Origin of the sequence: Microbacterium sp. AG238, from assembly GCF_003610405.1 — a bacterium.
Lineage (GTDB): Bacteria > Actinomycetota > Actinomycetes > Actinomycetales > Microbacteriaceae > Microbacterium.
In genome coordinates, this window is the sequence record NZ_RAQC01000001.1 from 1,565,397 (window position 1) to 1,578,741 (window position 13,345).

Here is a 13,345-nt window from a genome sequence, read left to right on the forward strand (position 1 = left end):
TAGGTTGCGAGTGAGCGCGCTCACGGGCCGGCGCGCCAGGGGGTGAGGGCCGTGCTGACAGCAGGGGTGGCGTTGGTGTGCGCGTGCCTGGCGACCATCGTCGGGCTGGTCTACCTGTTCGCGGTACGCCCGAGCTGGCGTCGACGCGGCGAGGTGCTGCGTTTCGCGATCGTCGGGGCGCTGTCCGCGATGGCGGCGAGCCTGCTGCATCTCGTGCACACCCAGACCGGAGACCCCGCGTCCCTCGTCATCAGCGACGTCGCCATGGTGCTGGCGCCGGGCTTGGTCTTCGCGGGCCTCGGCTCGTTCAGCGGCAACGTCCTGGCGCGTGCGGGCATCGCCGCGTCGCTCGCCGCGGTGGTCGGCGTCGTCTCCGCCGCGGTGGGTCTCCCCGCCTCACTCGCGGTGAAGGTGCTGGTCGTGGCGGTCGCCTGCGGATTGACCGCCGTGGCAGCGAGGCACCCCGCGATCGCCGCGAGACGCGGGACGTGGCTCCTCGCTTCGGCGATGGCAGCGTACGCAGCCTTCTCCACGTGCCGCGCCGTAGCGGGGCTGACGGCCGGGTGGGATTCGCCGTTCTTCCGCTCATGGATGTCGGTCGTGCCGACGACCCTCGCCGGGGCCGTCCTGGTGCTTCTCACGGGTGTCGCGCTGCTGATGATCCTGTCGGACCGGAGCGCGACGGCGGCGGCGCGACGCCCGCCTGCCGCGTCGTCGCTCGGCCGTGGACAGATGTGGTCGGTCGCCCTGAGCTCGTTCGACATCGTGCGGACGGCGCTCGGCACCGCCCGCGCGGATCGGATGAGGGACGAGCTGCTCGCCGCGGCACGGGCGCTCGATCCGGACGCGGTGCTCGGCGCGACGCGAACGGGAACGCGCCTGCGCGCTGGCGGCGAACAGGCGGCGGTGGAGACGGCGCTCCGCGCCCGCCTGGTCGCGGCGGGGTGGAGCCCGGGCGAGGTCGGTCTGCTCTCGGTCGAGGCAGCGGCCGAGGGTGAGGCTGCGGCCGGCCATGATGCCGAAGAAGGAGTCGAGCTCGGAGCCTGATGAGCCCGCGGCGCAACCCCGACGGCTCGATTTCACGCCACCGCCACCCGCGCGTAGAGTCTGGCCATGGAAGCCGAACTGCAGACCGACATCGTCGTCCGTCCGGTGCGGGATGTCGACGCCGAAGCCCTCGGGCGCGTGCACGCCACCTGCTGGCACGAGACCTACGACCACCTCATCAGCACGGCCGCGCTCCAGAGCGTGTCGCCTCGCCGACTCGCCGAGCTGTGGACGCACTGGGCCGCGCAGGGCGAGGACTTCCGGATGTACGCCGCGCTCGTCCGCGGCGAGATCGTCGGCTTCGTGGGTTCGGGCCCGGCTCGCGACCGCGACGCGCCTCGGATGCGCGAGCTCTACTTCATCTACCTGCTCGACGCGTGGCACGGCACCGGCATCGGCCAGCGCCTGTTCGATGCCGCCGTCGAGAAGGACGAGGGGATCTACCTGTGGGTCGCGGAGGACAACCCCCGCGCGCACCGTTTCTACGAGCGCAACGGCTTCACGCTCGACGGACAGACCCACACCGAGCCCTTCCTCGGTGAGACGCTGACCGAGGTCCGCTTCGTTCGCTGACATGAAGTCCGCTCTGGCCGGCGTCCGGTCCGGCTGGCGCCTGCCCGGCTTCGGTGGGGGCGTTTGTTGTCATTCCTCCCCATCGGATGGTTCGGCGAGTTATCCTCGCTCGTAGATATATTCGATAGTGATGTCGTACCTCGCTGCCACAATGGGAACATGGCAGCGAACTACAGGAGCGGCGAGGTGCGATGCGGTGACTCCGCGCCCCCACAGGTGCTCGCGTTCGCGAGGTACGCGGAAGCGCTCGATCTCTCGCATGCCGCGGATGTTGCGCGGATGCGTGCGTTGGCTGACCTGGGCAGGTCGGCGTTGCGGGAGGCCCGGCGCGATGGGGTGCGGGGCTTGGCGTCCGACATGGAGCTGCGGTCGGTCGCGGCTGAGGCGGCCGGGATGGCGCGGTTGACGGATCGGCGGTTGCAGGGCGAGATCGACCACGCGATGACCGTCATCGATGACTACCCGGCTGTGTTCGCGGCGTGGGTGGAGCGGCGGATCGAACGCGGACACGTCGATGTGGTCGTGCGGGTCGGGGCGGGGCTGCCGGACGAGGTGCGGGAGTCGTTCGCGGATGCCGCGATCGGCGTGTGCGAGCGGGATGTGCCGTCCCGGGTGCGGGGTGCGCTCGAGGTTTTGGCGGCGCGGGTGCACCCCCAGTCGTTCACGGAGCGGCATGGTGCTGCGGCGGCGGAGCGGTGCGTGCGGGTGTTCCACGGGGCCGACGGGATGTCGAACCTCGTCGCCAACCTCCCCACCGTCATCGCTGTGGGGATGCTCGACCGGCTCACCCAGATGGGACAAGCCGTGAAAGACGCCCGGGATGCGGGTGGTTGCGGTGATGCGGTGGAGGCGGATGCTTCCTCGGCCGGTGCTGCGGGCGCGGGGGCAGATGCTGCACCTGACGCCCGGACGATGGATCAACTGCGTGCTGACATTCTCGGCGACCTCGTCCTCGGCGGCGCGCCCGTCGTCGACCCGACCTACGGGACGGACCGGGCCGGCGGGCTCGGCGCGATCCGCGCACGCGTACAGGTCACCGTCACGGCGGAGACCCTGATGGGCCGTGACGAGCACCCCGCCGACGCTGTCGGGGCCGGACTGATCGACGCCGACACGGCGCGTGAACTCGCCGGACAGGTCTCCGAGTGGGACCGGCTCTTCATCGACCCGGTCACCCGCACCCCGGTCGAGATCGACACGTACCGGCCCACCGTCGCGATGAAGAAGCTCCTCACCGCACGGGATCAGCACTGCCGGTTTCCCGGATGCCGGCGGGCGGCGATCAGGTGCGAACTCGACCACACCATCGACTACGCCCTCGGCGGCCACACCCACCTCCACAACCTCGCCCACCTCTGCCAACGACACCACTCCATGAAGCAATTCACCCGGTGGGAAGTGCGGCAGGTTGGTGGCGGGGTCCTGGAATGGACCTCACCCCTCGGACGGGTCTACCGCGAAGACATACCGACACCGGCTGTGTGCTTCACCACCGGCACGGTGGACCCGCCACCGGGTGGTCGGACCGGCGGAGCACCGCCACCCGAACCACCACCATTTTGATCGTGAGGGCCGGGCAGTCCCGCGCCGGGGACGAGCGGGATGCCCCAGCGGGATGCCCCAGCGGGATGCCCCGCGCTCCGAGCGAGGCAACAGCGCGCCTGCGCCCGAGCGCGGCAACATCGTGCCTGCGACACCGGGGCGTGCGACACCGGGCCCGGCGACGCCGCGACGCCGCGACGCCGGGTCACGTCCGCGATCAGCGGGTGATGGTCGGGCCGAACAAGCGCGCGATCGGTGCGAGCACGGCGGGACGGGCAGCGACGCACGCTCCGACGATGACGCCGAGCGACAGCACGAACAGCCAGAAGCCGGTCCAGTTGTCGGCGTAGGCCGTCGGGTCCACCGATCCTTGTGCGGCATACATGTGATTGAGGTTGCGAAGCGCTCCCGTGGCGAGAACGAGTGCGACATGGGTCACGATGAAGACCGCGAAGAACAGCATCACGAGCACGTGAAGGCGGCGCGCCGGCTCCAGCGGCAGGATCCGGTTCATCCGCGCGTCGCCGCGGGGCCACACGGTGCTCAGCCGCAGCCCGGTCGCCACCGCGAGCGGAGCGGCGACGAAGACCGTGGTGGCGTAAGCGAGCTGCTGCAGACTGTTGTAGTTGACCCAGCCGTTTTCGGTCGGCCAGTCGAGCGACACGTACTGCAACGCCGCCGACGCCGCGTTCGGCAGCACCTCCCAGCTCGTCGGCACGATCCGCATCCACTGCCCCGTCGCGAACAGCAGGATCACGAACACCACTCCGTTGGCGACCCAGAAGACGTCGAGCGCCTGATGGAACCAGATCGTCAGGCTCGTCCGCCGCTTCGGCCGACCACGCGGCGACCAGAAGACCTTCGGGCGTTTCTCCCTACGAGCCTGCAGACCGGTGCGGATGATCAGCACCATCAGGAACGCGTTGAAGAAGTGCTGCCAGGCGAGCCACGCCGGAAATCCGACGGGCGCACCCTCGGGCAGCGGGTACGCCCCCGGGTACCGGTCGAGAAACCCGCGCACCGCATCGAGGCTCAGCGCCCACCGGGCGCACGCGACCGCCCCGGCAGCCACGAGCACCAGCATCACCCCGCCGACGAGCACGATCGCCGCCCGACGGCGGATGGCGGACCCGCGTTCGACCAGCACTCGACGAATCAGCGGTGCCGGAACTCGGGACTGCGCTTCTCGGCGAAGGCCGCCATGCCTTCCTTCTGGTCGTCGAGGGCGAACAGCGATGCGAAAAGCGTGCGCTCCAGGCGAAGCCCTTCGGCGGCGGTCGTCTCCTGCGAGGCACGCAACGCTTGCTTGGCGGCGTAGGCGACCGGCAGCGACCTCGACGCGATCCGCTCAGCCACCGCGCCGGCCTCGTCGAGCAGCTGTGCGGCGGGGACGACGCGCGACACCAACCCGGCACGCTCAGCCTCCTCTGCCGGCATCCGCCGACCGGTCAGCACCAGCTCGGCCGCCTTGTAGTACCCGATCGCACGCGTCAGCCGCTGCGTGCCGCCGATGCCGGGGATCACGCCCAGATCGATCTCGGGCTGCCCGAAGACCGCGGTGTCCGCCGCCAGCACGATGTCGCACATCATCGCGAGCTCGCACCCGCCCCCGAGCGCGAACCCGGCGACCGCGGCGACGACAGGAGTGCGCACCCGCGAAAACTCTTCGAGCGCCGCGAAGGGGTTATCCATCGACATCTCACGGGCGCTCCTGCCCGCCATCTCCTTGATGTCCGCACCCGCCGCGAACGCCCGCTCCGAGCCGGTCACGACGATCGCGCCGATGGACTCGTCGCGATCGAACGCCGTCGCCGCGTCCGCGAGCTCGGTCACGAGCGTCGAGTTCAGGGCGTTCAGCGCCTCGGGTCGGTTCAGGGTCAGCCAGCCGACGCGCCCTCGCGTCTCGCTGATGATCGTCGTGTAGTCGCTCATCCCCTCATCGTGCCACGCGCCCCACCGCGCGTCTCCGACCAGTTGCCGGGCATTCACGTCCCGGACACGTGCGCGGAGTACTCACGACCTGCACCCGTTCACCCGACCAGAGGACACCCATGCCTTCGCCTGCCCGGAGCCGCACGGTTCCCCGCACGCTCGCCGCCGTCGCGACGGCCGCGCTCACCTGCACCCTCGCGCTGACCCCGCTCACCGCGGCATCCGCCGCGCTCGTCACCGCTCCGATCACCGACTCCGCCCCCGGCGCGACGCTTTCGCTCACGCCCATCGGCACGCACGAGACCGGCAAGTTCGATGCGTCGGCCGCCGAGATCGTCCAGTCGTACCGCGACCGCCTGTACGTCGTCAACGCGCAAGCGGGCTCGGTGACCGTGCTCGACAACAGCGACCCGACCACTCCGGTCGAGCTGTTCACCATCTCGGATGCCGGCACGGCGAACTCCCTCGCGATTCGCGACGACGGGCTCGGCGTCGTCGCGTTCGAGGCAGAGGACAAGACCGCGAACGGAACGCTGGTGTTCTTCGACGCGAATGCCGATGACGCGGCATCCACCCGCCTGGGCGCCGTCACCGTCGGCGCGCTGCCCGACATGGTCACGATCTCCAAGGACGGCGCGTACGCGGTCGTCGCCAACGAGGGCGAACCCGCCGACGACTTCTCGCTCGACCCGGAAGGCTCGATCGGCGTCGTCGCGCTGCCCAAGACCGTGTCCGCCCCCGCACAGTCGGCCGTGCGTATCGCGGGCTTCGGCGCGTTCGAAACGGGCGGGTCGAAATCGCTCCCCGCGGGCGTCCGCGTGTTCGGACCCGATGTCGCCGCGCCCGACCAGGGCGACAAGCCCCTCGCCGCCAACCGCGTGAGCCGCAACCTCGAGCCGGAGTACATCACCGTCGACGGCACGACGGCCTACGCCGCACTCCAAGAGGCCAACGCGATCGCCGTCGTCGACCTCGCGAAGGCCGAGGTCACCAAGATCCTGCCGCTCGGACTCAAGGATCACGGCACGACCGGAAACGGTCTCGATGCGAGCGATAAGGACGGCGGGATCACCATCGCCACGTACGCCGGGCTGAAGGGCATGTACATGCCCGACGGCATCCAGTCGTACTCGGCCGCCGTCGGCGGCAAGACCAGCACCTACCTCGTCACCGCCAACGAGGGCGACGCCCGCGAATGGGGCGACTACGCCGAGGCAGTCCGCGTCAAGGACCTCGGCAAGAAGGGGCTCCCGGCCGTCTGCGCGGACTCGCCGCTCGCGGCGAAGCTCGGCGACGGAGCACTCGGACGCCTCAACGTCTCAGTCGAGAACGGACTGCGCGGCGACGGCAGCTGCTACGACGAGCTGTCCTCCCTCGGCGGCCGCTCCTTCTCGATCTGGGGCACCGACGGAACGCTCGTGTTCGACTCGGGCGACCAGTTCGAACGGATCCTCGCCCGCGTCGCACCCGATTACTTCAACTCGAACCACACCGAGGCCAACCTCGACGGACGCAGCGACGACAAGGGCCCCGAGCCCGAGAACCTGTCGATCGGCACCGTCGGCGGCCGCACGTACGCCTTCATCGGCTTCGAGCGCGTCGGCGGCGTCATCGTCTACGACATCACCGACCCGAAGGCGCCGACGTACGTCACGTACGTCAACAACCGCGACTTCAGTGCTGCTGCCGACTCGCCCGCGGCGGGCGACCTCGGCCCCGAAGGCATCCAGTTCATCGGGGCGCACCGCTCCCCCACCGGCCAGCCGCTGCTCGCGGTCGGCAACGAGGTGTCGGGAACGACGACCCTGTACAGCGTCGAGCAGCTCGTCGGCGGCGCTCCCGTCGCGCAGCCCGACATCCGCGTGCTGACGATCAACGACTTCCACGGCCGCCTCGTGCCGGAGTCCGGCGGCGTCGCGGGTGCCGCGGTCCTCGCGGGTGCGGTGGACACGTTCCGCCAGCAGAACCCGAACACCCTGCTCGTCTCGGCCGGTGACAACATCGGCGCCTCGGCGTTCGAGTCGTTCATCGATCAGGACACTCCCACGATCGACGCGCTGAAGACCGCCGGCCTCGACGTCAGCGCCGTCGGCAACCACGAGTTCGACCGCGGTTTCGACGACCTGACCGGTCGCGTCATCCCTCGATTCGAGGAGAACGCGGATGCCGGCGCCTTCAGCGACTTCGCCCTCGGCGCAAACGTCTTCCGCAAGGGCACCGACGAGCACGCGCTCAAGCCCTACACGATCAAGGAGGTCGACGGCACGCGGATCGCGTTCGTCGGCACCGTGACCGAACAGACCGCCGGCATGGTCAGCCCGCAGGGCATCGCCGACATCGAGTTCCGCGACCAGGTCGCCTCGGCCAACGACGCCGCCGCCGATGCGGTCGCCGAAGGCGCCGATGTCGTCGTGCTCCTCGCCCACGAAGGGTCGGCCGGCTCGGACTGCGCGGCGATCGCGACCGAGTCGGGCCACTTCGGCGACCTCGTCCGCGGCGCGTCCGACGACATCGACGCGATCGTGTCCGCTCACACGCACCAGAAGTACGCGTGCGAGATCGGTGGTCGCCCGGTGATCCAGGCGCACCAGTACGGCACGACGCTCGGCTCCCTCGACATCGAGCTGACGGATGCCGGTGACCTCGAGTCCATCACGGGCAGCACCGTGCCGCTCATCGACCCTGCGCTCGGCCAGCCGATCGCCTTCCCCGACGTCGACACGCGTGCGGTCGTCGCGGAAGCGGTCCGCGTCGCGGACGAGAAGGGCCGGGTGCAGGTGGGCTCGATCACCGCCGACATCATGCGCGGCAAGACGGCGTCGGGATCGGAGGACCGCGGCGTGCATTCGACGCTCGGCAACACCGTCGCCGACGTGTACCTCTGGGCCACATCGCAGAACCCGGCCTACGGTGGGCGCGACGCCGAGGTGGCGTTCATGAACCCGGGCGGCCTCCGCGCCGACCTGCTGTTCGGCGACGACGGCGGAGCCGTGTCGTACCGCGAGGTCGCGAATGTCCAGCCGTTCGCGAACACCCTGGTCACGCTGGAGCTCACCCCGGCACAGATCAAGCAGGTGCTCGAAGAGCAGTGGCAGCCGGCCGGGGCATCACGTCCCAAGCTCGCCATGGGCGTGTCGAAGGGCTTCTCCTTCGAGTACGACCCGGCAGCACCCTCAGGCTCGCGCATCCGCTCGATGCAGCTGAACGGTGAGCAGCTCGCGGTCGACGACACCACCACGACGATCCGCGTCGTCACCAACTCGTTCCTCGCGGGCGGCGGCGACAACTTCGCGACCTTCGCGACCGGCTCGAGCGCGACCGACTCCGGTCAGGTCGACCTGCAGGCGACGGTGGAGTTCTTCGCCGCCGTCGGCCCGGTCTCACCCGCACCGGCGAACCGCGCGTATCTCTCCGGAGAGCAGCCGCCCGCCGAGCAGCCCGGCTTCCCCGGGCCAGGCGCCCCCGGTGACGGCGAGCCCACGGAGCCCGGCGAACCCGGCGAGCCCGCCGAGCCAGCACAGCCGTGGGCGACGGTCGAGCTTGGCAGCACCACGGTCGCGCAGGGCGGAACCCTCGCAGTGACGGTGACCGGCCTCGAGCCGGGCCAGCAGACCGCGGCGACGCTGTTCAGCGACCCGGTCGCGGTCACGGGGATCCCCGCGGCTGACGAGGCCGGCCGGACGGCGTTCTCGATCGCGATCCCGCGCGACTTCGAGGTCGGCGCGCACCGCCTCGTCGTGACGTCGGGGACGCTCGCGCCCATCGAGGTCGGCGTGACCGTGACGGCGGCGGCGCCTGCGGGCACGATCGCCGTCACGGGCGGGACCGCGCCGATCGGGTTCGCGGTGGCGGGCATCCTCACCCTCGCGCTCGGCGGCCTGCTGGTCGCGGCGCGTCGCCGTCAGCCCGTGGCTTCCTCGGGGCGCTCCGCGGCCTCGACCTCGGCTTCATCAGCGACGTAGCCGTCGACGTGGCGCTCATCCGGCCCGTCGTACGCCGACAGGGGCCGGATGAGCGCGTTGGCGGCGTACTGCTCCATGATGTGAGCCGTCCACCCCACGACCCGCGCCGCCACGAACAGCGGCGTGAACGTCACCGTGTCGAACCCGATGAGGTTGTAGGCGGGCCCGGAGGGGTAGTCGAGGTTCGGGTAGATGCCCTTGCGGCCGGTGAACTCGCGCTCGAGGGTGTCGTAGAGCTCAGCGACATCCGGCCGGTCGTAGTGGTCGACCAGCGCATCCAGCGCCGCTTTCATCGTCGGCACCCGCGAGTCGCCGCGCTTATAGACGCGGTGACCGAACCCCATGATCTTCCGCTTCTCGGCGAGCGCCCGGTCGAGCCAGGCCTCGACGCCGGCGGCGTCGCCGATCTCATCGAACACATGCATCACGGCCTCGTTCGCCCCGCCGTGGAGCGGCCCCTTCAGGGCGCCGATCGCGCCGACGACGGCCGAGTACAGGTCGCTGAGGGTCGAGGCGATGACCCGGGCCGTGAAGGTCGAGGCGTTGAACGAGTGCTCGGCGTACAGGATCAGCGACCGGTTGAACGCGTCGGCCACGACCGGGTCGGGCTCCTCTCCGAAGGTCATCCACAGGAAGTTGGCCGCGTCGTCGAGATCGTCGCGCGGATCGATGAGCGCGAGCCCCCGGCGGCGACGCTGCCCGTACGCGACGATGGCGGGCAGCACCGCGAACAGGCGCAGGCTGCGGGCGAGATTGCGTTCGGGTGTTCCGACCGCATCGAGCACGGATGCCGCGCCGGCGGTGTCGAGCGCGCCGAGGACGCTCACGGCGGTCCGGACCTCATCCATCGGGTGCGCGTCCAGCGGCATCCGGTCGATCGCCTCGCGCAGTTCCGCCGGCAGCGCGCGCTGGGGCCGGGCCTGTCGTCGCTGTTCGGCGAGCTCGTCACCGGTCGGCAGCTCGCCGTGCCACAGCAGGTGCGCAACCGCATCGACCGGCTGCGTCGCGGCGAGCTCCTGCACCGGGTAGCCCCGGTAGAGGAGCGAGTTCGTGTCGGGGTTCACTCTCGAGATCGCCGTCACGTCCGCGACGACCCCCACGAGCCCCTTGCGGATCTCTTGCTCGGTCATGTCCTGTTCCCTCTCCGTCGAGTAGCCAGAATCTGCGGGTCTCAGCCCCGGTCGATCGACTCATTCTGGCGAGTCGACAGGGTGAAGTCGAAGACCGACGAGTCGAAACGCGTGTAGCCCTCGTAGTCGACGAGGTCGTACAGGTCGGCTCGGTGCTGCATCTCGTCGAGCTTCGCGGTGAGATTCCCGGCTGTCGTGAGCTCGTCGAGCGCGCGGCCAGCCGCGCCCATCGCGATACGCAGCAGCGAGACGGGCCAGATCACGATCCGAACGCCCGCGTCGCGCAGCTGGTCGACGGTGAACAGCTCCGACTTCCCGAACTCGGTCATGTTCGCCAGGATCGGCACGTCGACGGCGGCCGCCATCGCCTCGAACTCGGCGAGATCGCGCATCGCCTCGGGGAAGATCGCGTCGGCCCCGGCATCGACGAGCGCGCGGGCGCGGTCGACGGCGGCATCCATCCCCTCGATCGCCCGCACGTCGGTGCGCGCCATGATGAGGAAGTCCGCGTCGCGCCGGGCATCGACGGCAGCCCGGATGCGGCCCACCGCGGTGTTCTCGTCGACGACGCTCTTGCCGTCGAGGTGCCCGCAGCGCTTCGGGTTGACCTGATCCTCGATGTGGCAGCCGGCTAGGCCCGCGTCTTCGAGCGTCTGGATCGTGCGCGCCACGTTCATCGGCTCGCCGAACCCCGTGTCGGCGTCGATGATCGCGGGAAGCTCAGTCATCCGGGCGATCTGCTGACCGCGTCCGGCGACCTCGCTGAGGGTCGTGAGACCCACGTCGGGCAGACCGAGGTCGGCGGCGATGACCGCGCCCGAGACGTACACGCCGTCGAAGCCGCGCTGCTCGATCAGCCGGGCCGACAGCGGGTTGAACGCTCCCGGAAAACGCAGGGTCTCACCGCTCGCGAGACGTTCACGCAGGATGCGGCGCTTGTCTGCCGCCGTCGTACGCGAGTACAGCATCAGAACAGTCCTCTCGGGTTCGGAGCCGACGCGATGACACCGTCGCGCGCCACGATGTTCAGCTCGCGCACCTCGTCAGCCGTGAGCTCGGGCAGGCGCTGCGCCAGGTCGAGGAAGCGCTCGATCTCGGCCGGCTCGAGCACCGGCTCGGCGAGGATCCGGAACTTGCGGATGTAGTCCTCGCGCGCGAACGGCCGGGCGCCGAGCGGGTGCGCGTCGGCGACGGCGATCTCGTCCACGATCGTCGAGCCGTCGGTCAGGCGGATCTCGACGCGACCGCCGAACGCCTTCTCGGCCGGGTCCTCCGAGTGGTAGCGCCGCGTCCATTCGGGGTCCTCGGCCGTCGTGACCTTCCGCCACAGCTCGACCGTATCGGGGCGGCCCGCCCGTTCGGGCGTATACGAATCGACGTGGTGCCAGCCGCCGTCCTGCAGGGCGACCGCGAAGATGTACGGGATCGAGTGGTCGAGCGTCTCCCGCGAAGCGGTCGGGTCGTACTTCTGCGGGTCGTTCGCGCCCGAGCCGATGACGTAATGCGTGTGGTGGCTCGTGTGCAGCACGACACTCTCGACGTTCGCGGGGTCGACCAGCTCGGGGTGCTCGCCGTGGAGCTTGCGCGCCAGGTCGATCCACGCCTGCGCCTGGTACTCCGCCGAGTGCTCCTTGGTGTACGAGTCGAGGATGCCGCGCTTGGGCTCCCCCGGAGCCGGCAGCGGCACCGCGTAGGCGGCATCCGGCCCGTCGAGCAGCCACGCGATGACACCGTCCTCGCCCTCGTAGATCGGGTTCGGGCTCGTCTCGCCGCGCATGGCGCGGTCGACCGCTTCGACGGCGAGCTTGCCGGCGAAGGCGGGGGCGTGCGCCTTCCACGTGGAGATCTCGCCCTTGCGCGACTGGCGCGTCGCGGTCGTCGTGTGAAGCGCCTGACCGACCGCCTGGTAGATCGTCGCGGCGTCGAGGCCCAGCAACGTCCCGATTCCTGCGGCGGCGGAGGGCCCGAGGTGAGCGACGTGGTCGATCTTGTGCTTGTGCAGGCAGATCGCGCGCACGAGGTCGATCTGGATCTCGTACCCGGTCGCGAGGCCCCGCACGAGTGCCGCACCGTCGGCGCCCACGTGCTGCGCGACCGCGAGGATCGGCGGGATGTTGTCGCCCGGGTGCGAGTAGTCGGCGGCGAGGAAGGTGTCGTGGTAGTCGAGCTCGCGCACCGCGACGCCGTTCGCCCACGCGGCCCACTCGGGGCTCGTGAGGTCGGTCACCCCGAACACGCTCGCCCCCGCGCCGCCCCGCGAGACCGGGTGGTCGAGGGCCTGCGCGCGGGCCGAGCTGACGGGCGCCCGGGTGAGGGATGCCGCCGCGACCGCGGCGTTGTCGATGATGCGGTTGATGATCATCCCGACGACGTCGGGCTCGACCGCGACGGGGTCGACCGCGACCTCCGCGATCTTCCACGCGAGCTGCTCCTCGCGTGCGAGCTCTTCGTCGCTGCGGTGGACGCGGACGTGATGGCTGACGGTCATGCGGATGCCTCCAGGGAGTCGAGGATGCTGGTCAGGGCGTTGTGCAGGTGAACATGGGTGGCGTGCGCCGCGAGGTCGGCGTCGCGGGCGGCGATCGCGCTCGCGATGAGCCGGTGCTCGCCGATCGAGGCGGCGAGCCGCGCCGGGTTGTCGCGTGCGAGGCGGCGAACCCGCACGAGGTGAGCGCGGGTCTTCGTGAGCGCCGACGTCAGGTAGGCGTTTCCGGCGGCGTCGTCGAGCGCCGCGTCGAAGCGAGCGATGAGCGCGTAGTACGCGTCGGGGTCACCCGTCCCGGGCGCTTCAGCCTGCGCCGTGCGCTCGAACGCCGCGGCGAGCTCGGCGAACAGTGCAGCGTCGCCCCGGGACGCCGCGAGCCGCGCGGCGGTCTCCTCGAGAGCGCGCCGCACCTCGAACAGCGACCGGATGTCGTCACGATCGATGTCGGCGACGACGGTCACGCGCGGTGAGGCCTGACGCACCAGGCCGTCAGCGGCGAGCCGTCTCAGGGCCTCGCGCAGCGGGGTGCGGCTCACGCCCAGTCGGGTCGCCTGCTCCACCTCGGCGAGCACGGCACCGGGAGCGAGGTCGCCGTTCTGGATCTCGGTCAGCAAAGTGGCGTACGCGCGCTCTCCCGCTCGTGCTCCACCCTCGGCCACCATGCAGTGATTGTA

The 13,345-nt window shown here is 70.5% G+C and carries 10 protein-coding genes; 4 read left to right on the plus strand and 6 right to left on the minus strand.

Annotation, left to right across the window (positions count from 1 at the left end; translation table 11 throughout):
- Window positions 1–51: 51 nt before the first annotated feature.
- The 3 genes from DEU36_RS07315 to DEU36_RS07325 all read left to right on the plus strand — a co-directional run bounded on the left by DEU36_RS07315 (window position 52) and on the right by DEU36_RS07325 (window position 3,183).
- Window positions 52–1,047 (plus strand): hypothetical protein, encoded by a 996-nt coding sequence (locus DEU36_RS07315; protein WP_147374369.1) that lies wholly within the window; start codon window positions 52–54, stop codon window positions 1,045–1,047.
- A 66-nt stretch (window positions 1,048–1,113) separates the two neighbouring features.
- Window positions 1,114–1,620, plus strand: coding sequence for a GNAT family N-acetyltransferase (locus tag DEU36_RS07320; protein WP_120263571.1), 507 nt, complete (start codon window positions 1,114–1,116; stop codon window positions 1,618–1,620).
- Window positions 1,621–1,779: 159 nt separating this feature from the next.
- Window positions 1,780–3,183 (plus strand): HNH endonuclease signature motif containing protein, encoded by a 1,404-nt coding sequence (locus DEU36_RS07325; protein ID WP_259455266.1) that lies wholly within the window; start codon window positions 1,780–1,782, stop codon window positions 3,181–3,183.
- 196 nt (window positions 3,184–3,379) lie between these two features.
- Here DEU36_RS07325 and DEU36_RS07330 read toward each other — a convergent pair whose 3' ends face one another.
- Both DEU36_RS07330 and DEU36_RS07335 read right to left on the minus strand, forming a co-directional pair.
- The gene (locus tag DEU36_RS07330) at window positions 3,380–4,309 is read right to left on the minus strand and encodes a cytochrome b/b6 domain-containing protein (RefSeq protein ID WP_259455267.1); all 930 of its coding nucleotides are present in this window, start codon (window positions 4,307–4,309) and stop codon (window positions 3,380–3,382) included.
- An 8-nt stretch (window positions 4,310–4,317) separates the two neighbouring features.
- Window positions 4,318–5,094, minus strand: a complete 777-nt coding sequence (locus DEU36_RS07335; protein ID WP_120263572.1) for an enoyl-CoA hydratase-related protein — start codon at window positions 5,092–5,094, stop codon at window positions 4,318–4,320.
- A 119-nt stretch (window positions 5,095–5,213) separates the two neighbouring features.
- On the opposite strand from DEU36_RS07335, the gene DEU36_RS07340 reads away from it, so the two are divergent.
- Window positions 5,214–9,056, plus strand: coding sequence for a choice-of-anchor I family protein (locus DEU36_RS07340; RefSeq protein ID WP_220700902.1), 3,843 nt, complete (start codon window positions 5,214–5,216; stop codon window positions 9,054–9,056).
- Here DEU36_RS07340 and DEU36_RS07345 read toward each other — a convergent pair.
- The 4 genes from DEU36_RS07345 to DEU36_RS07360 are packed head-to-tail and all read right to left on the minus strand — an operon-like array spanning window position 8,996 to window position 13,333.
- Window positions 8,996–10,186, minus strand: coding sequence for a bifunctional 2-methylcitrate synthase/citrate synthase (locus DEU36_RS07345; protein WP_120263573.1), 1,191 nt, complete (start codon window positions 10,184–10,186; stop codon window positions 8,996–8,998). The two genes, DEU36_RS07340 and DEU36_RS07345, sit on opposite strands and share 61 nt — an antisense overlap.
- Window positions 10,187–10,227: 41 nt before the next feature.
- Window positions 10,228–11,154 (minus strand): methylisocitrate lyase, encoded by a 927-nt coding sequence (prpB, locus tag DEU36_RS07350; protein ID WP_120263574.1) that lies wholly within the window; start codon window positions 11,152–11,154, stop codon window positions 10,228–10,230.
- Entirely contained in the window at window positions 11,154–12,674 is a 1,521-nt protein-coding gene (locus DEU36_RS07355; protein ID WP_120263575.1) for an MmgE/PrpD family protein, read from the minus strand. Before DEU36_RS07355 ends, prpB begins: the two co-directional genes overlap by 1 nt.
- The gene (locus DEU36_RS07360) at window positions 12,671–13,333 is read right to left on the minus strand and encodes a GntR family transcriptional regulator (RefSeq protein WP_183045311.1); all 663 of its coding nucleotides are present in this window, start codon (window positions 13,331–13,333) and stop codon (window positions 12,671–12,673) included. Before DEU36_RS07360 ends, DEU36_RS07355 begins: the two co-directional genes overlap by 4 nt.
- Window positions 13,334–13,345: the final 12 nt, after the last annotated feature.